This is a genomic window from Corynebacterium qintianiae (assembly GCF_011038645.2).
GTDB lineage: Bacteria > Actinomycetota > Actinomycetes > Mycobacteriales > Mycobacteriaceae > Corynebacterium > Corynebacterium qintianiae.
On sequence record NZ_CP064955.1, the window covers coordinates 137,864 to 160,343 of the forward strand.

The window sequence follows — 22,480 nt, forward strand, 5'->3', positions numbered from 1 at the left end:
CTTTTACACCTCCTTCGATCCGACCGGCCGGGGGGCGGCCGCGGGGTTGATGGGTTCGGGGTGGTCCGGGTCTACGTCGTCAGGCGCCTCCGGTTCCGGGACCTCCGGCAGCGGGTTATCGGGCCCGCGGCGGTAGGTCAGGTTTTCCAGCTCGGTTCCCGGGCGGAGGTAACCTCCCAGCTGGTTGATAGCCTGGGTGATCATGCCGAGAACGGCGAGATAGATGCCGAAGTCGAAGATCAGCGACGTGGTGAAATGCTGGCCCGCGATCTCACCGTGGATGGCGTACATGAATCCGCCCTCGATGAATCCGAGGAACCCGGACGCGATGGCGATGATGATCCCCCACCCGGCGAGGCGGGACGGGGACAGCTGTTTGACCACGTAGGAGTCTGCGCCGCGGGAGAGGTAGTTGAGCGCGAACGCGGTGGCCATGACCAGTGCCGCAACGAAACCGCCGCCCGGTGCGGTGTGCCCGCGGAAGAAGATCAGGACGGAGAGCACGAGCAGGATGGGTGCGACCAAAGCGCTCACCTTGCGGACAGGAAGTGAGTTGAGCTGGGACTGGCCGAAGGGCCGCGGGCGGGTGCCCGCCTCGAACATGTGCCTCGGCATCGACTGCGTCACCGCGAGGATGACCACGGCCGCCATGCCCAGCACCGAGAGCTCGCCTAATGTGTCGAAGCCGCGGAACTCCACGATGATCACAGCGACAATGTTGTCAGCCTTAGTAGCCAACCCGCCCTCGGTGAGGTACCACTGCGCCAGTTCGGAGCGGCCGCGGCGTCCGGTCAGCCCATAGACGCCGGCGAAGGCCACGATGCCCGCCAGCAGCGCGAGGCCGGCCGCCGCCCACTGCCGCGGTGCGGGTGTCTTCGGGAAGGCGCGGGGCTGATAGCGCAGGACAAGCATGATGACAACCACGGTGAGCGATTCGACGAGGAACTGCGTCAGCGCGACGTCGGGGGCGCCGAGCAGCATCATCTGCAGCGACATTCCCACACCCACGGTGCCGAGGAGCACTGCGGCGGCGAGGCGGCTGCGGGTCAGCACCAGGGCGAGGACCGACATCGCGATGATGGCGAACGGGATGAGGTCCCACAGGTTGGTCAACCCGTCGACACGCGGTGCTGGGTCGACGCCGTCGATGCCGTCGGACAGCAACACGCTCACGCCGAGCACGACGGTGAAGGCGACGAGCCAAACTAGATGGCGCGAAGGGTTGAGCCCGTCCGCCATGGCACCCAGTGCGCGGCCCAGCTTTGCCGCGCCCGAGCTGAGGGCCTCCAAGATGGCGTTTCCGCTGGTTGGCAGTAACTGGCGGTTGTTTAGCACTGCGTACACCTTCTTCCGGCCGAAGAGGAAAGCGACGCCCGCGGAAAGGACCGCGATGGAGACGATGAACGGTGCGTTTATGCCGTGCCAGAGGGAAAGGTGGGATTCGTAGCCTTCTTGGCCGGTGATGGCGCGCACGCCAGCGTCGATAGGCGCATCCACCGACCCCAGGAAGAAGGGCAGGACCAGGGACATTAAGCCGGGAAGAGCGGCAGGTAGCCACAGTGAGGCAGGCGCTTCCCGGACGCCCGTCATGTCTTTGGGGCCGTCGATGAAGGCACCGAACACGATCTTGGCGGAATAAATGAAGGTCAAAAAAGCCGCGAACCCGGCGACCGTCAGCAGAATCGGGCCAGTGGGCGTGCCTTCGAAGGCGGCGAGGATGGACTCCTTGGACACGAAGCCGAACAGCGGCGGTACGGCGGCCATCGACGCCGCCGCAACGACGACAGAGCCGAACGTCCACGGCATCTTGTCGTACAGTTTGCCCAGCCGGCGAATGTCGCGCGACCCGGCTTGGTGGTCGACCACGCCGATGAGCATGAACAGACTCGACTTGAACAGGGCGTGGGCGAGGGTGTGCACGAGCGCCGCGGCAAGAGCGAAGTCGGTGCCGACACCGATCGCGGCCACGATCCAGCCGAGGTGCGACACCGTGGAGTACGCGGTGAGGTGTTTCAAGTCTGTCTTCGTGATGGCGAAGATCGCGGACATGACAGCGGTGAACAAGCCGACGACGATGAGCAGCCAGTTCCAGACCGCGACGTCGTGAAAGACCGTCGAGAAGCGCAGCAGGAGGTAGATGCCCGCTTTGACCACCGCCGCCGCGTGGAGGAAAGCGGAGACAGGGGTCGCGGCCGCCATTGCTTCGGGCAGCCAGAAGTGGAAGGGGAACTGCGCTGCCTTGGTGAACCCGGAGACGGCAACGAGCACGGCGACCGTCGTGGTCAACGCAGGTTGGGCGGCCCACACATCGGAGGTGAGCACCTCGCTGAGGCGCGTCGTACCAGCGGCCGTGGATGCCACGGCGAGAGCCGTCAGCAGCGTCAGGCCACCGAAGAAAGTCAGCGCCAGGGTCCGGTACGCACCGGCCTCTCCTCCTGAGCCTGAACGGGCGATGAGCAGGAATGACGCAATGGAGACGAGCTCCCAGCCGACGAACAGAAGGACCGTGTCGTCCGCCAGAACGAGGAGGAGGACGGACAGCGTGAACGCGGTCATAATGGTGTAGAAACTCGTGTTGCCTTGCCGCTCGGGCAGGTACGCCGCCGAGTAGACGAGCACCACACCGCCGATAACCAAAGCGAGCAGAGCGAAGAACATGCCGAGCCCGTCGGCGCGGAGAGCCAGATCTACTTGGGTGCCGAAAAAGTCGCGGGCCCAGGTTACCTGCCAAGTAACGGCGCCCCCGTCCGCGACTTTGGGGTATTCGCGCCCGAGGAGGACAGCTCCGGCGAAGAGCAGCAGCGCAAGGGGCCACCCTGCCCTTCGGTCCATGACCCGCACCAGCACCGGCGACAGGATCACGGCCGCGCCGACCACTGCGAGCACGAGAGGTAACGTAATCAAAGTTTCTCCAGCATGTGGCGGCACAATGCCGCGCGTTCAGAGGGCATCAAGGTTAGGTAAAGGGTAGCAACTAAGTCAGTCGCGTCACTAACAACCGTAACGCCAGCTCGCCGCGGGTGCGGTGTGCCTCACGCGTTTTTGCTGGAAGCGGGGCTATATTTGCCTTCCATGAAATGGCGTCTTCTCGTTGCCCTGCTCGTCCTCATCGCCGGGGTTTTTCTGCCGATGGCCCCGGCGAGCACGTGGTCCTCTGGGGAAAGCGCGACGGGCGCGCCGACGGTGACCCCGGGACCGGACGGGCTTGTCGACGCCCGCCGCGCCGCAGGTGAGGCCGCCGCACAGGCCAGCCTGCTGACGACGGGCACGGGCCAGCTCAAGGACGGGGTGGTCCAGCTCGATGAGGGTTCTGCGCAGCTTATCGACGGCATCTCTGCCGCGAACTCAGGTGCCCAGGAACTCTCCACTGGGATGGTGCAGCTGCAGGCGGGAACCGGGCAGCTCGCTTCGGGGGCGACGCAGGTGGCGGACGCCGTCGGCGGCGTCGTCGACCAGGTGGTCGGGTTCGAGGTGGTCCGCGGCCAGGTTATCTCCACGATCGATTCGACGCTGGAGAAGCTGAAGGACTCCCGGGAGCCCGATGTCGTCGCTGCGCGCGAGGCTCTGCAGGGGCTGCGGGAGCAAGCCCGCACTGCGGAGCTCCCCGCGGATGTGGTGTCTCAGCTCAACGAGCTGAAGAACGGGTCGCGTGAGGTTGCCAACCAGCTGTCTGTGCCCGGGTTCGCGTACCACGACGGGGTGTACTCGGCGACGAACGGCGCCGCCGAGCTGGCCAGTGGCCTCGGCGAGCTCGACGGCGGGGCCGGCCAAGCCAAGGACGGTATCGCCCAATTGCGCGAGGGATCGGAAAAACTCGACGGCATGGCAACGCAGACCTCCGACACGATCGACACCGTGCGCCGCGCGATACCGGCGCCGGCGCCCGTCGCGGCCGCGTCCGGCACAGCCGATGAGGACGCCCCCGCATCCGCGCTCGCACCCCTGGCAGCGATGCTTATCGCTGCCCTGATTACGGTGGGCGGCTTCGGCATGGCGGGGGCGGCGGGATACGCGCGACGCAACCGCTGGTGGATCGTCGCCGCCGGAACGGGCCTTTTAACCGTGTCCGGCCTCGTTCTCGTCATGGTGCTCGGCATCTCCCTGCCGCCGGCGGCAGTGCTCATTTCCGCGCTCGCGCTCGCAGTGGCCTCCCTCGCCTCCGCGGGGCTGACGTGGATGCTCATGTCCACCTTCGGTAACGCAGCGGGTCTCGGCGCGGGTGCTGCGCTTTCTGTGCTGCAAATCGGTCTCGTCGGCTGGGTGTGGAAGTCAGCTGCGGCCGGCGCGGTATCTGACATTGTGGCGGCGTCGTCGGGTGCGGCGCCTATGCACTGGCTCACGACGGCGCTATCCGCTGCGGGCAACGGCGGATCGGTTGCCGCGATGTGGACCGGCGTGGGGTTGAGCGCGGTAGTTGCAGCTCTTGGCCTGATGGGGCTCAACCGACCGCGCAGCTGATTTCCGCCCGGCGGGTATCCCCGCTGTAATACACGTTATAGAAATAATTTCGTGTACCTAAGGAGATTGAGTTGTGGAGCAGAGCCCATTTATTGAAATCGGTTTGCCCATCGCGTTGTTCGTGATCATGATCGGTATTGGCCTGAGCCTGACAAGTAAAGACTTCGTGGCCCACGCGAAGCGCCCGCGGGCGACGATTCTCGGGCTCCTCGGCCAGCTCATCCTACCGCCGCTGGTGGCGCTGGGTCTGGCGTGGGCGTTCGATCTGCCCCCGCTTATGGTGCTCGGCGTCGCACTCGTGGGGGCGTCACCGGGCGGGGCCACCTCAAACTTGGCCACCTACCTGGCTCGTGGGTCGGTGGCGCTGTCCATCATCCTCACCGTCGCCGCGTCCTTCGCCGCGATTGTGACGCTGCCGCTCTGGATGGGCTTCGCGTCGCGTGTCGTACCCGGTGTGGAGCAGCTGGAGATCACCATGCCGCTGGGTCAGACGTTCGCGCTGCTCTTCGGCATCGTGCTCGTCCCGGTGGCGGTGGGCATGTTTGTGCGCGCCACACGGCCCGTGCTGGCGGAGCGGATGGAGCGTTTCGTCGGCATTGTCGGCGTGGTAGTGCTGGTCCTTCTCATCGTCTTCATTGTCATCGACGTGCGCGAGCAACTGACTGACCTGCTCATCACGATCGCTCCGATCGCATTGCTGTTAAACGTCTGTTTCGTTGTGCTGGGCGGTCTCGTTGGGTGGCTCGGGCGCCTTGACCGAGCGGACCAGCTGGCGATCGCCATTGAGTACAGCATCCGCAACACGACCCTGGGCATGGTTCTCGCGTTCACCGTCATGCAGAGCCCGGAGGTCGGGGTTGTCTCGGCGGTGTACTCGATCGTGATGTACGTGTCCATGTTCGCGGTGATTGCGGCTGGGCGCAGGATGATGTCGCGCGGCACACGCGGGGGAAGACCTCAGCGCGAAATCAAGGCGGAAAAACAGCTCGAAGCGCTCTGAGGTCTTCACCGCAGTAGGGTGGCGCTTGATGAGGGAGCTGAGTGCGAACTCGACCTCGACACATGAAAGTTCGACGAGCGGGCGCACTCGGACTGGCGATCGCTGTCGACTTGATGAGAAGGCGGGAGAGTCAATTCGGCTGAGAACGAGAAATCCGCACCGTAAAGGGTGCGGATTTTAAGTGGTCGGGATAACAGGATTTGAACCTGCGACCTCTTCGTCCCGAACGAAGCGCGCTACCAAGCTGCGCCATATCCCGGTGTACGTCAAGTACTCGGAATACTTTACTCCAGCCCCGACGGCGCACCAAAACGGCTGTTCAACGTGTTTAGGCTGGGCGCTCCGTGACGTGGATCAGCGCCGCCGACGGGCGGCAGAAAATGCGTACGGGCGCAAACTTTGACGTGCCGAGCCCGTTGGAGACTTCCATCCACATCGACCCGTAGCGGTGCATCCCTGAGGCGCGCGCGCGATCGATGTCGGCGTTGGTGACCAGCGTGCGCTCGCCGGGCAGGCAGATCTGGCCGCCGTGCGTGTGGCCCGCGAGGGCTAAGTCGTACCCGTCGCCCTCGAATGCGGAGAGAACGCGCCGGTAGGGCGCGTGGAGCAGCCCGATGGACAGGTCGGAGTCCGCATTTGGGGCACCGGCGATGTCCTCGTACCGGTCCAGGTCGTGGTGGGGGTCATCCACACCCGCGAGTGCGAGGCGGACCCCGGAGGTCTTGAACTCCAAACGCTGATGGGTCGCGTCGCGCCAGCCGCGCTCGATGAACGCGGCGCGCATGCCTTGCCACGGCAGGTTCACGTAGGAGGGTTCGCGCTTAAAGCCGAGGACGTATTTCAGTGGGTTGACCGGCCGCGGCGCCCAGTAGTCGTTGGTGCCGAAGACGAACACCCCGGGGCGGTCCAGCAGCGGGCCAAGGGCCTCCAGCGCGTAGGGCACGCCGCGGATGTCGGAGAGGTTGTCACCGGTGTTGACTACCAGGTCCGGCTCCAGCACGTCGAGCTCGCGGACCCACGCGATCTTGTCGTCCTGTCCCGGAATCATGTGCAGGTCGGACACGTGAAGGATTTTGAAGGAATCCGCGCCGCGTAGCGTGCCGGGCGCAAGCAGGGGGAGGCGGTAGGTCTTGAGCCGGAACTTGTTCAACTCGGTTGCGCCCCACGAGAGCGTCGCTAAGCCCGCTGCCAGCGTGGCCGCCGCTGATGCCGTAAGAAAGTGTCGAAGCTTCATCCCACCCAACGTTACAGGTCGCGTAACCTCGGTTTCATGAGTGAGCTGAAAGACAAAATCCGCGCTGACCTGAAAGAGGCCATGAAGGCCAAGGAGAAGCAGCGCACGGGTACGATCCGCATGCTGTTAGCCGCGATCCAGGCGGCGGAGACCGAGGGCACGAAGCACGAGGTGGGCGACGACGAGATCTTGAAGATCATCGCGCGGGAGATCAAGAAGCGCCGTGAGTCCGCGGAGATCTACCGCGAGAACGACCGCGCGGACCTCGCCGACAACGAGCTTGCCGAGGCAGAGGTGCTCGAGGGCTACCAGCCGCAGCAGCTTGACGACGCTGAACTCGACGCCCTGGTCGAAGCGGCCATCGCCGAGACGGGCGCCGATTCAATGGCGCAGATGGGTGCGGTAATGAAGGCGGCCACGGAGAAAGCCGCCGGCCGCGCCGACGGCAAGCGCCTGTCCGCTGCCGTGAAGGCTCGCCTGGGTTAACTGGGCTAGCCGGGGGTTAGCCGAAGATCTCGTTGAGCTGGCTGCGCGCGTCGTCGATTTGGCGCTGCAGTTCCTCGAGCTCCGGCGGCGGTCCCGACTGGCCTGACGGAGCGCGCGGGGCAGTGGGCGGCTCACGCCGCTGGGTCTCGCGCGGGGGTGCGCCGTCGGAGATGCTGAGCTTGATAAGCGAGCCGGGTGCCAGGTTCGGGTCCACCGGTTCGGCGGACACGACCGTGCCGCGCGGCCTGCCGTCGCCGAACACCGTCTGCAGGACAACGCGCAGGCCCTGTTCCTCAAGCTGCTTGCGGGCGGCCTCAGTCTCTAGGCCAACGACGGTATCCAGGGCCGCCTGGCGCGTGCCGCGCTCATACAGAGAACTCGACTCGGGCAGTCCCGCGTCGCGCGCGCCGGGCACGCCGTTGGCCATCTGGAACCAGGCGTCCGCGGCTTCGTTGCCGCCGAACAGGGTGCCTTCCGCGCACTGCCGGACCGGGCTGGTGCATAGCGGAGTGGTCTGGGTGCCGTCGTTGAAAATGTAGGGGGCGCCCGCGAGTGCGCGGTTGAACGCGAAGAACGCCGAGGACTGGTGGGATTCGGTGGTGCCGGTCTTGGCCGCGAGGGGGGCGTTCCACCCGTTGGCGGAGGCGGCGCGGCGCGCGGTGCCGGTCTTGACGTCCTCCGACATGCCCTGGGAGAGGGCGCCGGCGATGTCCTTGTCCACCACCTGCTCGCACGGGGGCCGCTCGATGAACACTTCCTGGCCGTGTTTGTCGGTCACCCGCGCGATGGGGTTCGGCTCGCACCAGCGGCCTCCCGAGGCCAGGGTCGCGCCGACGTTGGACAGCTCCAGCGCGTTGACGGCCACGGGGCCGAGGACGAAGGAGCCCATGTTGCCGTCTACCACGGCCTGCTCGACGGAGCGTTCTCCGTCGTAGGTGCCGTCGGCGATATAGGAACGCAGACCGAGACGAACCGCCATGTCAACGGTCGGCTCGACGCCGACCTTCTGCACCAGTTCAATGAAGGTGGTGTTGGGGGACTGCGCGAGGGCGTCGCGAAGCGTCAGCTCGGGGGCGTAATCGCCCGCGTTTTCCACGCAGTAGGCGCCCGGAGGGCAGTTGGCGGCACCGCCCGCGCCCATGCCGTAGACCACGGATCGCTCCGGGGTGGGTAACTTCGTCTCCAGGCCCATGCCCTGTTCGAGCGCCGCTCCGGCGGCGAAAATCTTGAACACGGAGCCGGCGCCGTTTCCCACGAGTGAGGTGGGTTGCGGCATGATGGTCTGGTTCTGCGCCAGGTCGAGGCCGTAATAGCGTGACGACGCCATCCCGGCAATGTCGTGCGAGTCCTCGCCGGGGCGCACGACGTTGAGCACTCCTGCGACGCCGGCCGCGTCGGGTGAGACGTTGTTGCGGATGGCCTTGACCGCGCTGGCCTGAACAACTGGGTCGAGCGTGGTGGTGATGGTGTACGCCCCCTTTTCCAGCTCGTCTTGAGGAAGACCCTTACTCGCGAGGTAGCTCAGGGCGTAGTCGCACATGAACCCGCTGTCGCCGGCGGCCACGCAGCCGTCGGGAAGCAAATTCGGCTGCGGGAGTGTGTCCAGGGGCTCCGCGGCCAGCGCGTCGGCTTCCTCCTGGCTGATGGAGCCGTAGGCGGCCATGTTCTGCAGCACCGTGTTGCGGCGCTCGGTCGCACCCTCGGGGTTGGTGTACGGGTTGAGGTACTCGACGGACTGGAGGAGGCCGATGAGCAGCGCCGCCTGCTTCGGGCCGAGGTCGCGGGCGGGGATGTCGAAGTAGGTCCGGGCTGCGGCCTCGATGCCGTAGGAGTGGTTGCCGAAGGACACGAGGTTAAGGTATCGGGTGAGGATCGTGTCCTTGTCTAGGGTCTTGTCCAAGTCGGAGGCCATGCGCATTTCGCGGAGCTTGCGCGGGATGGACTGCTCGGTGGCGGCGATGGCGTCCTCGTTCGACTCGGCGTCGACAAGCCAGAGGTAGTTCTTCACGTACTGCTGGTTGATGGTCGACGCGCCCTGCTCGACGCCGCCGGCGAGCAGGTTGGTCACCATCGCGCGGGCGAAGCCTTGCATGTCGACGCCGTCGTGCTCATAGAAGCGGCGGTCTTCGGTGGAAACGAGCGCGTCCTTGGCGTAGGGGGAGATGCCTTCGCTCGGAACCTCGTAACGGCGTTGGTTGAAAACCCAGGCCATGGGCGTGCCGTTGACGTCGGTGATCGTGGTGACACCGGGGACGTGCCCGTCGGCAAGGTCCGAAAGGTTCGTCTCCATCGTCTCGGCAGTGCGTGCCACTGCGACACCTCCAAGCCCGGCAACGGGGGCGAGGCACAGCGCGATGGCGAGGCCCGCCGCGAGGATCGCGACGAGGAGTTTTCCGAGCGAGGTGAGTGCTGACACCCCCTTACCCTAAACCACGCCTCGGACGCGGGGGAACCGTCAATCCCCCAAAATGTGTGACTCATTCGACAATTCCCAACCGCTGTGAATACACTTACAGCCACTAATTAGTTCGGTTATGAAAAATAACTTTGCCTCGAAGGAGACGCTATGACGACAACGCTCAGTCGCGCTCGAACCACTGAAACGTCCCGCAAGTGTGATGCCGCGGGCCAGCTCGTCTTCGACCGCGGTGAGTGGGTCACCCTGGCGACGTGCCGTTCCGGCGACCCGGACGCGTTGTTCGTTCGAGGCGCGGAGCAGCGTAAGGCGGCCGCGATCTGCCGCCGCTGCCCCGTACAGATGGAATGCCGCGCCGACGCGCTGGACAACCGCATCGAGTTCGGCGTGTGGGGCGGGCTGACGGAGCGCCAGCGACGCGCCGTTCTGCGCCAGAACCCGCACGTCACCGATTGGGCCGAGCACCTCGCCTCCGGCGCCGAGGTCGCGGGCCTGTAACCGACAGGGAACAGGTAGGGTGAACCCATGACCAAATGGGAATATGCCACCGTGCCGCTTCTAACTCACGCCACCAAGCAGATCCTGGACACCTGGGGTGAGGACGGCTGGGAGCTCGTCACCGTGACACCGGGCCCCACACCCGAAAACCTCGTCGCCTACATGAAGCGCGAGGCGTAGGAGATGGCCGAGAAGTGGAGTGAAAGGCTCGCAGCGCTCGGCCTCGAACTGCCCGAGGTAGTCGCTCCCCTCGCCGCGTACGTTCCCGCCACGCGCGTCGGTGACCAGGTGTGGACCTCCGGACAACTCCCGCTTGTCGACGGCTCTCTGCCGGCGGCCGGAAAAGTCGGAGCCGAAGTGTCCGAGGAGGACGCGTTCGGTCTCGCGGTGCAGGCGTGCCTGAACGGCCTCGCGGCAATCGACAGCATCGCAGGTATTGATAACGTCTCTCGCGTGCTCAAGGTTGTCGGTTTCGTCGCCTCCGCGCCCGATTTCACTGGACAGCCGAGGGTAATCAACGGCGCAAGTGAACTCATCGGGGCCATTTTCGGCGAGTCAGGCGCCCACGCCCGCTCGGCTGTCGGCGTGGCAGTTCTTCCGCTCGATTCCCCTGTGGAGGTCGAGCTGGTGGTCGAGTTGCGCGACGCGGCTGTCTCACAGCTGTAGGCTGGCACTTATGCAGCATCCCGCCTACAGCCAACTGCGTCCCGTCACCGCCTCCGCTTCCGTCGTGCTCTGCCCGAACCCGAGCTACGCGGCGCTGGAAGGAACCAACTCGTGGGTCATTAGCGGCCCTGAGGACGAGTTCAGCATTGTGATCGACCCGGGCCCCGAGGACGAGGGCCACCTCAACGTGCTGAGCGCGAAGGCAGAGAAAGTCGCCCTGATCCTCCTCACCCACCGGCATCACGACCACGCCGACGGCGCGCAGCGCTTCCGCCAGCTCACCGGCGCCCCGATCCGCGCGATGGACCCCCAGTACTGCGCCGGCGGTGAGCCGTTGACTGACGGGGAGGTCATCTCCATTGACGGAATAACGCCCCAGATCAAGGTCGTCGCCACGCCGGGGCACACCCGGGACTCGGTGAGCTTCTTCATCTACGCGGGGGCGGCGGGGGAGACTGAGCTCGAGGGAATTGTCACCGGAGATACGATCGCGGGTCGCCACACCACCATGATCTCCGAGACAGACGGGGACCTGGGTGACTACCTGGACACCCTCACCATGCTCGAGGAGAAGGGCGACGGCGTGCGCTTGCTTCCGGGCCACGGCCCCGAGGGCGACAACGTAGCGTGGTTTGCGCGCAAATATCTCGACCGACGCACCCAGCGTCTGGAGCAGATCCGCCGGGCGATGAAGGAGCACGGGCAGGACGCGGATATCAATACGCTGGTCGACGCGATTTACGACGACGTCGATCCCGTTCTGCGCGGTGCCGCGGAGCAGTCCACGCGAGTGGCTTTGCGCTACATCCGCAACGAGGGCTAAGCCCTTCCTAACGCGCGCGCCGGGCGAGGTGCTCAGTGTCAACGATGAGGACGCTCTTGCCCTCAAGCCGGATCCATCCGCGGTGCGCGAAAGTGGCGAGCGCCTTGTTCACGGTCTCACGGGATGCACCGACGAGCTGGGCAATCTCTTCTTGGGTGAGGTCGTGGTTGACGCGCAGCGCACCGCCCTCCTGAGTGCCGAAACGGTTAGCCAGCTGCAGCAGGGTTTTAGCCACGCGGCCGGGAACGTCGGTGAAGATAAGGTCGGCGAGCGAAGCGTTGGTGCGGCGCAGGCGGCGCGCCAACACCCGCAGAAGCTGCTGGGAGATCTCGGGGTAGTCTTCGATCCACTTCCGCAGTGAATCCGAGTTCATTGTCGCGGCGGTGACCTCGGTGACGCAGACCGCCGAGGAGGTGCGCGGACCCGGGTCGAAGATGGACAGCTCACCGAACATGTCGGATGGGCCCATCACGGAAAGCAGGTTCTCGCGGCCGTCGGGTGCGTGGCGGGCGAGTTTCACCTTGCCCTGGATGATGATGTAGAGGCGGTCACCGGGTTCACCCTCGTCGAAAATCGTGGTGCCGCGCGGGAAATGGACGTCCTCCATCTCGCCGATGAGGGCCGTCACAGCGTCCGCCTCGACGCCCTGGAAAATCCCAGCGCGGGCGAGTATGTCGTGTTCGCCTTCCATCATTCCTCCTCCGGTGAACCCCACTTTTACAGCAGCAACAGTACCACTAGCGTGGGAGATGCGTCACAAAAGGGCGCAAATGTGGTCACTCCGAGAAGATAGCGGATTCCAACCGCTCCATGCCCACAGCGAAAGAACCGAGGACCGCGGGTACGAAAGCTACGAGCACGACCGTCATGGGCGCGATAGTACCCGGCACGTCATTATAGTTGCCCGTATGACTGACCCCACGGCCTCCGCTTCGTCTATCTCCCGGACTCCACAGCGCCGTCGCCGCCCGGGTTCACACCCCGCCGCCAAGGGCCGGGAGACGGAGATCGGCCGGAAGAAGCGGGCCCGCCGCATCAACCGCACGCTGGCTGCGGTGTTTCCCGACGCCCACGCCGAACTCGATTTCACCAACCCCCTCGAGCTGCTCGTTGCCACCGTGCTTAGCGCCCAGACCACTGATGTCAGGGTCAACCAGGTCACCCCGGAGCTCTTCGCCCGCTATTCGACGCCCGCCGCGTACTCCTCGGCCTCGCAGACCGACATCGAGGAAATCATCCGACCGACGGGGTTCTACCGAGCGAAGGCCGCCAACCTCATCGGGCTGGGACAGAAACTGGTCGCGGATTACGGCGGCGCGGTCCCGACGGCGTTGGAGGACCTGGTCACCCTGCCCGGTGTAGGCCGCAAGACGGCTCACGTTGTGCGCGGCAATGCCTTCGGCAAGCCGGGTCTGACGGTGGACACCCACTTCCAGCGGCTGGTGCACCGGCTCATGCTCACCGAGGAGAGGGACCCGGTGGCTATCGAGCACGCCATCGGCGCCCTGGTGGAAAAGAAGGAGTGGACGATGTTCTCCCACCGGATCATCTTCCATGGCCGCCGTATCTGCCACGCCCGCACGCCGGCCTGTGGCGCGTGCCCGCTCGCGTTCGACTGCCCCAGCTTCGGCGCGGGCCCGACCGACCCGGTGGAGGCAGCCGCGCGCGTCACCGGCCCCGAGCGCGAACACATCCTCGCCTTTGCGGAAACGGAGAAGAAGCAGTGAACAGGCCCGTAGTTCTCGGGGTGATCGCCGCCGTGGTGGGGACAGTCGTCGTTCTCGCCGGTGCCCTGTTCCTGCTGCGCCCTGCGGGTGGTGCGGGAGAGGGGCCGGATGCGTCGGGAGGGGCGTCGACAAGCGCGGCTCCAAGCATTCCCTCCCGCCCCGACTGCCCCGGGACGAGCGTCGGCGGGGTAGAGCTCGACTGCCTCGGCGGCGGATACACGCAGCCCGCGAGTGGAATCACCGTGGTCAACGTCTGGGCGTGGTGGTGCGAACCCTGCCGCGACGAGCTGCCCGTCATCGAACAGTTCGCGGCCGAGAACCCGGACATCAGCGTCGTTGGAGTTCACGCGGACGCCTCTGCCGCACAGGGTGCAGCGCTTCTCAACGAGCTGGGCGTCGGGTTGCCCAGCTACCAGGACCACGACAACACCTTCGCCGGCACGCTGGGCCTGCCCGGCGTCATTCCCCTCACCCTGGTGTTCCGCGGCGGGGATCGGATCGGCCTCTTCCCGACGGTGTTTCACTCGGCGGCGGAGCTCGACGCCGCGGTGAGAGGAGTGCTGTAGATGGCGGATGTTGCACTGCGGCCAGAGCTCGCCCCGGTCTGGATGGAGGGAATGGTCGCCGGAATGAGAAGCGCGCACCGTTCCGAGCGCGCGCGCAGGATTCTGGCAAAACGCGCGCCGGAGAAAGGCTCCCCCGACGAGGCGGCCGTCCTCATGCTTCTGACCGGTGCGAACGCCGCGGACGCCGAGATCCTGATCACCCACCGCACGCCCACGATGCGCAGCCACTCCGGGCAGATGGCCTTCCCCGGGGGCCGCATTGATGCCACTGACCGCGGCCCGGTGGACGCCGCGCTGCGCGAGGCGTGGGAGGAGACGGGACTCGAGCGAGAACGTGTCACGCCGCTGGCGGTGCTGGCGTCACTGACCACGGGAGGAAGCCGCCGCACCGTGCGCCCCGTCCTCGGTTACTCGGAGGATCCCGGTAGCCCGCACGCCGCCAGCCCCTTCGAGACCGACGACGTCTTCTTCGCTCCCGTATCGCACCTGATCAACCCGGATAACCGCCTCAGCGTCGGTGTTTACGGCTTCACCGGCCCGGCATTCCGGATCAACGAGTACCTCATCTGGGGGTTCACGGGCGTGCTACTCGACGTCCTCTTCGACGCCGCCGGTTGGAATCAGCCATACGACTCCGAAGTTGTGCCCCTCCGCCGCGCGCTGAAGACTTCGCGTAACGGTGAGCACCACTTTTGACGCCGCCGGGAGTAACATAAGCCGGAATTGACCGTGCACGCCTAGACATATGTGAGGGAGAGCCGCCGCGTTGGATGCAGCCTTCATTGTCGACTCCGCCCTCGTCGTCATCATCGCCGCCTCGTTCATCAGCGGCTGGCGCCAGGGCGCGCTAAGCGCCATCTTCTCGATGGTCGGGGTTGTCGCCGGCCTGATTGTCGGCCTCGCCATCGCCCCCCTGCTGGTCAATCTCGCTGACACGCGCGCACTCAAGCTGGTGATCCTGCTCTCCGTGGTGGTGCTGTTCGTTGGCATGGGCAATCTCGTCGGACTCACCGTGGGTACGCGGGTGCGCGACCGCGCCCGCTTCCGCTCCACACAGATCCTCGACTCTGTAGCGGGTTCGGTGTTCCAAGCTGCCGCGGTGGCCGTGGTGGTGTGGTTCATCTCGATCCCGCTCGCCTCCACCGTGCCCGGCAGAGTCGGTGACGGCATCCGCCAGTCGGCGGTCCTCGGCGCCATTAATTCGGCCGCCCCCGCAGGGATGGAGCAGCTTCCCGCGCGGCTCGCGGCGCTTCTCGACGAATCCGGGTTGCCTCCGTTGGTCTCTCCGTTCGCGCCGCCGGTGGGCCAGCAGGTGGACGCTCCCGACCCAGCCGCGGTGGACGCCGATGTCACGGCGCGCCTGCGCCCGAGTGTCGTGCACGTGATGGGGGACGCGGAGTCGTGTAGCCGCAGGCTCATGGGGTCGGGTTTCGTCGCCGCGGAGGATTACGTGGTTACCAACGCGCACGTCGTCGCGGGAACCGACACCGTCAACTTGGACACGGTGCTCGGTGTCAAGAGCGCCGAGGTGGTCTACTACAACCCCGACGTGGACATTGCGGTCCTGCGCTCCGAAAAGCTCGGTCTCGACGCGATCCCGCTGGCGCGGAACGAGCTCGCGTCGGGGGATAATGCGGTGGTCATGGGCTTTCCCCGCTCCGGCCCCTTCGAGGCGTCGCCGGCGCGCATCCGGAGCCGGATCAACATCGCAGGCCCGGACATTTACGCCACGGGCCGTGTGGAACGCGAGGCGTACACGCTGCGCGGCAACATCCGCCAGGGGAACTCGGGTGGCCCGTTAATCACGCCAAAGGGCGAGGTAGCAGGCATGATCTTCGGTGCCTCCGTCGATTCCAGCGACACCGGTTACGCCCTCACGCTGGAGCAGGTTCTCGATGAGGTAGGGCCGATCACCTCCCACACAGCCCCGGTGGATACCCGGGCCTGCGTCGCGGGCTAGGCGCGTCCGGCGAAGCGGGCGACGGCGTCGACGAAGCCGCCGGGGTTCTCGATGTGGGGCAAATTCTTTGCTTCCGGGATGCTGAGCTCCCGGACTTCTCCCCTCGCCCTCCTGCGCTGGCGGGCGACCAGCCGGTCCCACAGGCTTTGCGGGGGATGGAGGAGAAGAACCGGTGCTGTGACGGGCGCCCGCCGGGCCCCTGGTCGCCCAAACGAGGCGATCGGCGGCGTGAGCAAGCGCGAGTTGTGGACGCTGTGGATGAAGGCGTTGTCGATGGCAGCGGCGGTGCGCCGTAGTTCCAGCACCCGGTTGAACCTTCCGCTGTGCTGGAATGCGCCCGTGGTGTTGATCGCAAGGTTGTCGCGGTACAGGCGGCGGCGCGTGCGGGAAAAGCGCTGGAGAATCCGGGACGGGACCCGGGCCAAGGTGACGCGGCCGAGCATGGGCACGAAATCCCAGGGCCGCGCAGACATCGCCTCCCGCAGGTCGGCTGGGTGGGCGGCCGAGATAGACACTAAGCCACTGACGATCTCCGGGTGCATCGCCGCCGCAACCCAGGCGACTGCGCCGCCGGTGTCGACCCCGGCGAGAACCGCTCTGGTGTGGCCGAGGGTCGTGATCGCCCCCTTGACGTCACCGACGGCGATGAGCATCTCGTTGCCCGACCGGGGCAGGGGCTTGTCCGACATCCCGTACCCTCGCATATCCAGGGCAGCCACGTAAAAACCCCGCTCGGCGAGCGAGGTGATGACGTCGACGAAATCGAACCACCCGCCGAACGTGCCGTGCAGCAGCAGGATCAGCGGGTTATCGGGCTCACCCGCGGTCACCGCGTGCAAGCGGATGCCACGGGTGTGCAACATGCGGTGTGTGAACTCGCCCTCAAGCTCCACGACCGTGGGTGGGAGCCGGTGGTTGAACGCGGGCACCGTGTTGGAGGGAAGAATTAGTCCCTGGTTACGGCGGTGGAGCCGCCGCGGCTGGGTACCGTAGTGGTGACCGTGCGCTTCTCGGTGACAACGCGTCCGCGGCCGGTGGGGGCGGGGCCGCCGGTGTAGAGTGCGCTGTCGTCCTCGGCGAGGTTCTTCTGCGCCTGGCCCGGGACGAGATTTTTCAGCTCGTTGACGGAACCGATGGTACGCTCGGGCGCCTTGATGTTCTTGAACTTGCGGAACCCGATGAAGGCGAGGATTCCAGCGACGGCGAGCATGATCAGGAACACGATGAGGAATGCTGCCCACCACGGCATCCACAGGTGAAGAAGCGCTGCGAGGAAGAAGAAGAAAAAGAAGGTGGAGTACAGCGCGACGGCGCCAGCTGCGGCGAACAGCCCGCCACCGATGGCACCCTTCTTGACCTCGCCGACAACCTCGGTCTTGGCCAGCTCAATCTCGCTGCGGACCAGGCGGGATACCTGCTCGGATGCGTTAGAAACCAGGTCGCCGATGGAACCCTGGCCTGGCTGAGTGACATCAGTGTCGCGCAGCGGAATGGAGTCGACCTTGGCGGAAATGGCGGTCGAACCGTTTGTGTACAGACCCTTGTTGCTCACGATAATTACCTTCCTCGGTGGCTCGTGCCAGCTAATTCAACGTAAAACCACTCTAGCTTCTATTCGAACGTACCCAATCCTAGAGGATTATGCGCTCCTGCCGTCCCTCATTATGCGCTGGGCAACCCACACTCCGGCCACGGCGAGCGCTGTGACGCCAGCCACGACGCTCGCGCCGATTCCGACTTCGCGCGCATTGGGCATTTGAATGAGTGGCTCGGGATTTTTGAATATCCGGACCTCCCACTCGTTCTCCTGGGAATACTTGCGCAGGGCGCGGTCGGGGTTGACGGCGACGGGGTGGCCGACCATGGCGAGCATCGGGATATCGGTCGCGGAATCGGAGTAGGCGTAGCTCCCCTCCAGGTCGTATCCGTGGGCTTCGGCGATGTCGGCGACCGCCTCAGCCTTCGCGTCCCCCTTGAGGTATCGGGTGATTTGGCCCGTTAGCTTTCCGTCGACAACCTCGAGTTCGGTGGCCACGATTATGTCGATACCGAGCTCGCGGGCAATCGGCTCCACCAGGATGTCCGCGGAGGCCGAGATGATGATGATGTCGCGGCCGTGGCGTTTGTGGAAGTCGATCAGCTCCCTGGCCTCCGCGTAAATGGCGGGAGTCACCACGCTGCGCATGGTTTCGGTGGTGATGCGGTTAATATCCTCGACGGACCAGCCGGTGACCATCTGCGCCAAGTAATCCCGCGTGGTGTCCATCTGCTCGCTCGTATGACCGGTGAGCATGTAGGACGCCTTGGTCATGTAGATCTCCACGGCCTCCTGGCGGGAGATAAGCCCGTTATTCAGGAACTCTTTGCCGAAGGCGAACGCGGACGATGTCGCGATGATCGTTTTGTCCAGGTCGAAGAAGGCGGCGGCGCGTCTTTCAGCAACGCCGTCCCCGGAGCGATCTGCGGCAGTCATGAGCTCCAGTGTAGACCCGGGCAAGTCGCACCGACAGTGTGACACGTAGGGGAGGAGTGACGGGAGGATACTTATGAGGTGTATGTGGGACCGGCCGCACACTTTCGAAAAAAAGTACGAAAAATCTTGTTGATGTGCTTGCAACTGTTTCGGGGTATATGTCATAATCATTCCCGCAAGGCCCCGATATACAGTGTGGCCTGCCCCGGTCCGCCCCCCGAGACCGGGTTACCGACGGCCCGCGCACACCCCCCCCCGAGGCGCGGGCCGTCTCTTATTCCCGGGTGCAGTCTTATCCCCAGGGTCTCGGTGAAACATCACCTAACGGCCGACTTATCCACAGGCCCCGGTGGGAGGTCTTGTCTCCGCGCTTGTGCTGGATGACAGTCAGGTTCATGGCACACACTTCACCCATCCTCATCGCGGTCGACGACGTCACTGTCCACTCCGAGGCCACACACCTCGCTGCCGCCGCGGGCCGCGCGGTCGTGGATGCGGGAACCGACCCGGGCGCGTTCCAGCGCCACTTCGACTCATCCTTTGCGGTTCTCATCGACGCCGACGCCCCGGCGCCGCTGCACAATCGATCGGGAATCTTCGTCGTGGGAGGGGATGCCGCCGCGATTGCGTCTCAGCACGCGGCACGCCCCGAGGCCGAAGCCGCCTTCGTCCTCCCCGCACAGGCGGCGGATCTGTTGCGCGCCCTCGGGTCCATGGCGCGCAGCCCCGGCATCCCCCGCGAAGAGGGGAAGGTCGTGGCCGTGGTGGGGGCTGCGGGCGGGTCCGGGACTTCGACGCTGGGAGCCTCGCTGTGCCGCGCCCGCACGCAATCTCACGCGCCCACGCTTGTCGACGCCCACCGGTACTCCGGCGGGATCGATTTGCTCCTGGGCATCGAAGAGCGGGTTGGGGCCCGGTGGGGCGACATTGCGGTGGGTGAAGGCGCAATCGCGCGTGAGGACATTCGCAGAGCCCTTCCGTCCACTCCCGACGGAATCGCGGTCTTGACGTGTTCGCGCACCACGATCCGGGATCCGTTTGTCCTCGACACGCCTGCGCTGGAACGAACGGTGGCCGCGCTCGGTGCAACCGGGTTGACGGTTGTGGACTGCCCGGCGCGCCTCGTGCCCCAGCGCTGCGATCTCGCGGTGATTGTCACACCCGGGGAGGTGCGCGCGGCAGCGGCGGCGGCGCGTATCGCGGCGGAGCTCGCGGCGCAGAGCGTCCCGGGGGTGATCGTGGCGCGGCGTCGGACGTGGTCGGGTCTTACGGCGAGCGACATCGAGCGTGTGACCAAGGTCCACGTCGTCGCGGAGGTGCCGGACGCGCCGGGACTCACCCGCAAGGTGGAGACGGGCGGTCTCCCCCGGCATCTTCCCCGGGGGATTGGGCGGGCCGCCGCTCAGGTGCTGGCGGAGGTGGGACTGTGAAGCTTGTCGAAGGCCAGCCTGCTTCTGGCGCGGACGAGATTATCGCGCGCGTCAAACGCCGATTGGCCAACGAGCCCGAGGTGGATCCGACCAGGCTTTCCGCGCTAATCCGCGAGGAAGCAGTTGTGTTGAGCGATGTCGACGTGCTGGCCATCATGCGAAGGCTGCGTGACGATACCACCGGGGCAGGCCCGCTCGAACCGCTGCTGGCTGACTCGAACGTGACAGACATATGCGTGAATGGGCCGTTCGAGGTGTACGCCGACGCGGGCCGGGGCCTGGAGCGGACACCAGTGACGTTTGGTTCGGATGCGGACGTGCGGCGCCTCGCCACCAGGTTCGCGGCGAGCTGCGGACGCCGGCTTGATGATGCTCAGCCGTTCTGCGACGGCCACCTCGCGCGTGACAACGGCACGCTGTTGCGCTTCCATGCGATCCTCAGCCCCGCGGCGCACGCGGGGACGTGCCTCTCCCTGCGCGTGCTGCGTAACACCACGGTCACGCTAGACGAGTTATGTGAGCGCGGCGCGATGGATACCGAACGCGCCGACGCCCTGCGTCGCGTAGTACAGCGGCGCCGTGCCTTCCTCGTCCTCGGCGGGACGGGCGCGGGTAAGACAACTTTGCTGTCGGCGATGCTTGCCGAGGTGGACCCGGTGGAGCGCATCGTTGTCATCGAGGACACCCTCGAGCTCACGCCGCGTCACCCGCACGTGGTCAACCTGACATCCCGGGGCCCCAACGCGGAAGGGGCGGGACAGATCACGCTGACCGACCTGCTCCGTCAGTCTTTGCGGATGAGACCCGACCGGATTGTGGTCGGGGAGATCCGGGGCGCGGAGGTGGTCGACCTCTTGGCCGCCCTGAATACCGGCCACGACGGTGGCGCGGGCACGCTGCACGCCAATTCCATCCACGAGGTTCCCGCCCGAATGGAGGCGCTTGCGGCGCTCGGAGGTTTGGACCGGTTGAGCCTGCATTCCCAGCTCGCGGCCGCGGTGGATGTAGTTGCGGTGGTCACTAGGCGCCCTGACGGCTCCCGCGTCCTCCAGCAGCTCGGGGTTGTGGAGGGCAACCCGGTGACCGCCCGGGTCGTGTGGGATGCGGATGCGGGAGAGCTCGAAGGCTACCGGGAGGTATTTGGAGTATGAGTGGTGTTACCGCATGCAGCGTCGTCCTGCTGTCGGTGGTCGTGGCCACGGTCCCGGTGCGGCCGGCCTGTCGCCTCGGCGGAGCCCAGCGGCCCTCGGTTCTGCACCCGGCAGTTATCCCCGTCGTCGTCTTCGGCGTCTCGTTCGCGGTGATCGTCGCCGACCGCTTCTCGCTTGTCGCGTCGGCGGGCATCGCCGGGTTCACCCTGCTCCGCGCCACCAGTACGTATCGGGAAAACCGCATGGCAGTGCGCCGGAAAGCGGCCGTGGCCGCCTTCCTCGGGCACGTTGTGACTAACTTGGAAGCGGGATCCTCGCTGGCGCAGTCGTGGGAGCGTGCCGCCCGCCACTTGCCGGAGGAGTGCCCCGCGCCGCTGGCCAAGGAGATCCACCAGCTCATCTCCGCTGCGCGCACGGGGGCGGATCCGCAGGACGTTCTCGCCGCCGGCAGCTCACCTGAACTAGGTGAGGTGGCTGCGCTCTGGGCATTGGCGATCAACCGGGGCCTGCCCATGGCGGCCCTTCTCAACCGCGCCCGCGGCCGCATCGATGCGGCGCAACGCCACCGCGCGGCGACGGAGGCTGCTCTGGCGGGGCCGAAGACCACGGCCGCCGTCCTGTCCCTTCTCCCGCTGGCGGGTGTGGCGATGGGTTCAGCGATGGGTGCGAATCCGCTCGGGTTGCTAGCGGGAGGCGGTGTGGGCGGTTGGTTGCTCGTTACTGGAACGGCCCTGGTCTGCGCGGGTTTCCTGACGTGCCAGCACATCATTCGCAGGGCTGCGTCATGACCCTGATCGCTGCAAGCCTCGCCGCCGTTGCGCTGTGCCTCGCCCGCGAGCGCCCCGCCACCCGGTTACGCACCGGAGTCCGCGGCCTCACACCCAAGATTCCCCGGGACGGGCCGCTTGCCCGTCGCGCACCGGCCTACGACCGGCATCGGGTGGCATCCGACATCTCACTGTTCGGGGTGTGCTTCGCGGCGGGACTTCCCGCCCAGTCCGCGGCCGCAGCGGTGGCCGACTCTTATGGACAGGGAAAGACCGACCCGCTCGCGGAGAAGTGGCGCACGGTATCCGCGCTGTCGGCGCTCGGCGTCGAGGCGGAAAAGGCGTGGGCCGACTTCCACGAGGTGCCTGGTGGAAGCGACCTCGCCAGCTTGGTCGCACTATCGCAGGCTTCGGGCACCGCCGTCACCGCGGGGTGCGAACGCATCTCGGCGCAACTCAGGGACGCTGCTTCCGACGACGCGACCGCCAAGGCGGAACGCGCCGGAGTCCTGATCAGCATTCCCCTCACCGCATTTTTCCTACCCGCCTTCTTCGTTCTCGGACTCATTCCGACGGCAATCAGCCTCGGATCATCACTCACTTAAGGAGCACAAACATGCATCGAATCACCGCCGTAATCATCACCCATATCCATTCAAAAATCTCCAATGAAAAGGGAATGAGCACCATTGAATACGCCTTCGGATCGCTGGCCGCAGCCGCACTCGCCGGGGTGCTGTACATGGTGGTCAACGGCAACGGCGTCACCTCAGCCATCGAAGGCGTGATCACCGACGCTCTTTCCAATACCCCGGGTTAAAGGCG

General features: G+C 65.9%; 23 protein-coding genes and 1 tRNA gene. 16 read left to right on the top strand and 8 right to left on the bottom strand.

Annotated elements, in window-relative coordinates; genetic code table 11:
- Positions 1-3: 3 nt before the first annotated feature.
- Positions 4-2,901 carry a DUF4040 family protein gene (locus G7Y29_RS00720; RefSeq protein WP_165003285.1) on the bottom strand — a complete coding sequence of 966 codons (2,898 nt, stop codon included), beginning with the start codon at positions 2,899-2,901 and terminating at the stop codon, positions 4-6.
- Between the two features lie 171 nt (positions 2,902-3,072).
- On the opposite strand from G7Y29_RS00720, the gene G7Y29_RS00725 reads away from it, so the two are divergent.
- Both G7Y29_RS00725 and G7Y29_RS00730 read left to right on the top strand, forming a co-directional pair.
- Complete coding sequence (locus G7Y29_RS00725; protein WP_165002901.1) at positions 3,073-4,458, top strand: hypothetical protein; 1,386 nt, start codon at positions 3,073-3,075, stop codon at positions 4,456-4,458.
- Between the two features lie 73 nt (positions 4,459-4,531).
- Positions 4,532-5,458, top strand: a complete 927-nt coding sequence (locus G7Y29_RS00730) for a bile acid:sodium symporter family protein (RefSeq protein ID WP_165002898.1) — start codon at positions 4,532-4,534, stop codon at positions 5,456-5,458.
- Positions 5,459-5,640: 182 nt separating this feature from the next.
- Here G7Y29_RS00730 and G7Y29_RS00735 read toward each other — a convergent pair.
- Positions 5,641-5,717, bottom strand: a tRNA-Pro gene (locus G7Y29_RS00735).
- A 69-nt stretch (positions 5,718-5,786) separates the two neighbouring features.
- Entirely contained in the window at positions 5,787-6,692 is a 906-nt protein-coding gene (locus tag G7Y29_RS00740; protein WP_165002896.1) for a metallophosphoesterase, read from the bottom strand.
- A 36-nt stretch (positions 6,693-6,728) separates the two neighbouring features.
- On the opposite strand from G7Y29_RS00740, the gene G7Y29_RS00745 reads away from it, so the two are divergent.
- Positions 6,729-7,178: a GatB/YqeY domain-containing protein gene (locus G7Y29_RS00745; protein WP_165002894.1), complete on the top strand. Its 450-nt coding sequence runs from the start codon at positions 6,729-6,731 to the stop codon at positions 7,176-7,178.
- A gap of 16 nt (positions 7,179-7,194) precedes the next feature.
- On the opposite strand, the gene G7Y29_RS00750 is transcribed toward G7Y29_RS00745, so the two are convergent.
- Complete coding sequence (locus G7Y29_RS00750) at positions 7,195-9,594, bottom strand: transglycosylase domain-containing protein (protein WP_165002892.1); 2,400 nt, start codon at positions 9,592-9,594, stop codon at positions 7,195-7,197.
- A 150-nt stretch (positions 9,595-9,744) separates the two neighbouring features.
- Between G7Y29_RS00750 and G7Y29_RS00755 the strand changes: the two genes are divergently transcribed.
- From G7Y29_RS00755 to G7Y29_RS00770, 4 genes are read left to right on the top strand one after another with little or no spacing between them, the layout of a single operon-like run.
- Positions 9,745-10,092, top strand: a complete 348-nt coding sequence (locus G7Y29_RS00755; RefSeq protein WP_196820158.1) for a WhiB family transcriptional regulator — start codon at positions 9,745-9,747, stop codon at positions 10,090-10,092.
- A 27-nt stretch (positions 10,093-10,119) separates the two neighbouring features.
- Positions 10,120-10,272, top strand: a complete 153-nt coding sequence (gene sp36, locus G7Y29_RS00760; RefSeq protein ID WP_165002890.1) for a Sp36 family protein — start codon at positions 10,120-10,122, stop codon at positions 10,270-10,272.
- Positions 10,273-10,275: 3 nt separating this feature from the next.
- On the top strand, positions 10,276-10,758 hold the full coding sequence (locus G7Y29_RS00765) for a RidA family protein (RefSeq protein WP_165002888.1): 483 nt from the start codon (positions 10,276-10,278) through the stop codon (positions 10,756-10,758).
- Between the two features lie 10 nt (positions 10,759-10,768).
- A complete protein-coding gene (locus G7Y29_RS00770) occupies positions 10,769-11,581 on the top strand; it encodes an MBL fold metallo-hydrolase (protein ID WP_165002886.1) in 813 nt (270 codons plus the stop codon).
- 7 nt (positions 11,582-11,588) lie between these two features.
- On the opposite strand, the gene glxR is transcribed toward G7Y29_RS00770, so the two are convergent.
- Positions 11,589-12,272 carry a CRP-like cAMP-activated global transcriptional regulator GlxR gene (gene glxR / locus G7Y29_RS00775; protein WP_165003282.1) on the bottom strand — a complete coding sequence of 228 codons (684 nt, stop codon included), beginning with the start codon at positions 12,270-12,272 and terminating at the stop codon, positions 11,589-11,591.
- Between the two features lie 217 nt (positions 12,273-12,489).
- Here glxR and nth point away from each other — a divergent pair, with 217 nt between their 5' ends.
- From nth to G7Y29_RS00795, 4 genes are all read left to right on the top strand, one after another.
- A complete protein-coding gene (gene nth / locus G7Y29_RS00780; protein WP_165002884.1) occupies positions 12,490-13,308 on the top strand; it encodes an endonuclease III in 819 nt (272 codons plus the stop codon).
- Positions 13,305-13,874: a TlpA family protein disulfide reductase gene (locus G7Y29_RS00785; protein ID WP_165002882.1), complete on the top strand. Its 570-nt coding sequence runs from the start codon at positions 13,305-13,307 to the stop codon at positions 13,872-13,874. Before nth ends, G7Y29_RS00785 begins: the two co-directional genes overlap by 4 nt.
- Positions 13,875-14,570, top strand: a complete 696-nt coding sequence (locus G7Y29_RS00790) for an NUDIX hydrolase (RefSeq protein ID WP_165002880.1) — start codon at positions 13,875-13,877, stop codon at positions 14,568-14,570.
- A 70-nt stretch (positions 14,571-14,640) separates the two neighbouring features.
- Entirely contained in the window at positions 14,641-15,834 is a 1,194-nt protein-coding gene (locus tag G7Y29_RS00795) for a MarP family serine protease (RefSeq protein ID WP_165002878.1), read from the top strand.
- Here G7Y29_RS00795 and G7Y29_RS00800 read toward each other — a convergent pair.
- From G7Y29_RS00800 to G7Y29_RS00810, 3 genes are all read right to left on the bottom strand, one after another.
- Complete coding sequence (locus G7Y29_RS00800; protein ID WP_346727129.1) at positions 15,831-16,763, bottom strand: alpha/beta fold hydrolase; 933 nt, start codon at positions 16,761-16,763, stop codon at positions 15,831-15,833. The two genes, G7Y29_RS00795 and G7Y29_RS00800, sit on opposite strands and share 4 nt — an antisense overlap.
- A gap of 17 nt (positions 16,764-16,780) precedes the next feature.
- A complete protein-coding gene (locus G7Y29_RS00805) occupies positions 16,781-17,386 on the bottom strand; it encodes a phage holin family protein (protein WP_235933522.1) in 606 nt (201 codons plus the stop codon).
- A gap of 87 nt (positions 17,387-17,473) precedes the next feature.
- Complete coding sequence (locus tag G7Y29_RS00810) at positions 17,474-18,307, bottom strand: HAD family hydrolase (protein WP_165002876.1); 834 nt, start codon at positions 18,305-18,307, stop codon at positions 17,474-17,476.
- Positions 18,308-18,702: 395 nt separating this feature from the next.
- Here G7Y29_RS00810 and ssd point away from each other — a divergent pair, with 395 nt between their 5' ends.
- From ssd to G7Y29_RS00835, 5 genes are read left to right on the top strand one after another with little or no spacing between them, the layout of a single operon-like run.
- On the top strand, positions 18,703-19,737 hold the full coding sequence (gene ssd, locus G7Y29_RS00815) for a septum site-determining protein Ssd (RefSeq protein WP_165002873.1): 1,035 nt from the start codon (positions 18,703-18,705) through the stop codon (positions 19,735-19,737).
- Complete coding sequence (locus G7Y29_RS00820; protein WP_165002871.1) at positions 19,734-20,888, top strand: TadA family conjugal transfer-associated ATPase; 1,155 nt, start codon at positions 19,734-19,736, stop codon at positions 20,886-20,888. The genes ssd and G7Y29_RS00820 overlap by 4 nt, the downstream gene beginning before the upstream one ends.
- Positions 20,885-21,676, top strand: a complete 792-nt coding sequence (locus G7Y29_RS00825) for a type II secretion system F family protein (protein WP_165002869.1) — start codon at positions 20,885-20,887, stop codon at positions 21,674-21,676. The genes G7Y29_RS00820 and G7Y29_RS00825 overlap by 4 nt, the downstream gene beginning before the upstream one ends.
- Positions 21,673-22,260, top strand: coding sequence for a type II secretion system F family protein (locus tag G7Y29_RS00830; protein WP_165002867.1), 588 nt, complete (start codon positions 21,673-21,675; stop codon positions 22,258-22,260). Before G7Y29_RS00825 ends, G7Y29_RS00830 begins: the two co-directional genes overlap by 4 nt.
- An 11-nt stretch (positions 22,261-22,271) precedes the next feature.
- On the top strand, positions 22,272-22,475 hold the full coding sequence (locus tag G7Y29_RS00835) for a DUF4244 domain-containing protein (RefSeq protein ID WP_165002865.1): 204 nt from the start codon (positions 22,272-22,274) through the stop codon (positions 22,473-22,475).
- The last annotated feature ends 5 nt before the right edge of the window (positions 22,476-22,480 follow it).

Coding starts and splice junctions, on each gene's coding strand:
- G7Y29_RS00790 (WP_165002880.1), top strand. CDS start 13,875: ATGGCGGATGTTGCACTGCGGCCAGAGCTCGCCCCGGTCTGGATGGAG.
- G7Y29_RS00740 (WP_165002896.1), bottom strand. CDS start 6,692: ATGAAGCTTCGACACTTTCTTACGGCATCAGCGGCGGCCACGCTGGCA.
- sp36 (WP_165002890.1), top strand. CDS start 10,120: ATGACCAAATGGGAATATGCCACCGTGCCGCTTCTAACTCACGCCACC.
- G7Y29_RS00725 (WP_165002901.1), top strand. CDS start 3,073: ATGAAATGGCGTCTTCTCGTTGCCCTGCTCGTCCTCATCGCCGGGGTT.
- ssd (WP_165002873.1), top strand. CDS start 18,703: ATGGCACACACTTCACCCATCCTCATCGCGGTCGACGACGTCACTGTC.
- G7Y29_RS00825 (WP_165002869.1), top strand. CDS start 20,885: ATGAGTGGTGTTACCGCATGCAGCGTCGTCCTGCTGTCGGTGGTCGTG.
- G7Y29_RS00745 (WP_165002894.1), top strand. CDS start 6,729: ATGAGTGAGCTGAAAGACAAAATCCGCGCTGACCTGAAAGAGGCCATG.
- G7Y29_RS00835 (WP_165002865.1), top strand. CDS start 22,272: ATGCATCGAATCACCGCCGTAATCATCACCCATATCCATTCAAAAATC.
- G7Y29_RS00770 (WP_165002886.1), top strand. CDS start 10,769: ATGCAGCATCCCGCCTACAGCCAACTGCGTCCCGTCACCGCCTCCGCT.
- G7Y29_RS00810 (WP_165002876.1), bottom strand. CDS start 18,307: ATGACTGCCGCAGATCGCTCCGGGGACGGCGTTGCTGAAAGACGCGCC.
- nth (WP_165002884.1), top strand. CDS start 12,490: ATGACTGACCCCACGGCCTCCGCTTCGTCTATCTCCCGGACTCCACAG.
- G7Y29_RS00765 (WP_165002888.1), top strand. CDS start 10,276: ATGGCCGAGAAGTGGAGTGAAAGGCTCGCAGCGCTCGGCCTCGAACTG.
- glxR (WP_165003282.1), bottom strand. CDS start 12,272: ATGGAAGGCGAACACGACATACTCGCCCGCGCTGGGATTTTCCAGGGC.
- G7Y29_RS00755 (WP_196820158.1), top strand. CDS start 9,745: ATGACGACAACGCTCAGTCGCGCTCGAACCACTGAAACGTCCCGCAAG.
- G7Y29_RS00830 (WP_165002867.1), top strand. CDS start 21,673: ATGACCCTGATCGCTGCAAGCCTCGCCGCCGTTGCGCTGTGCCTCGCC.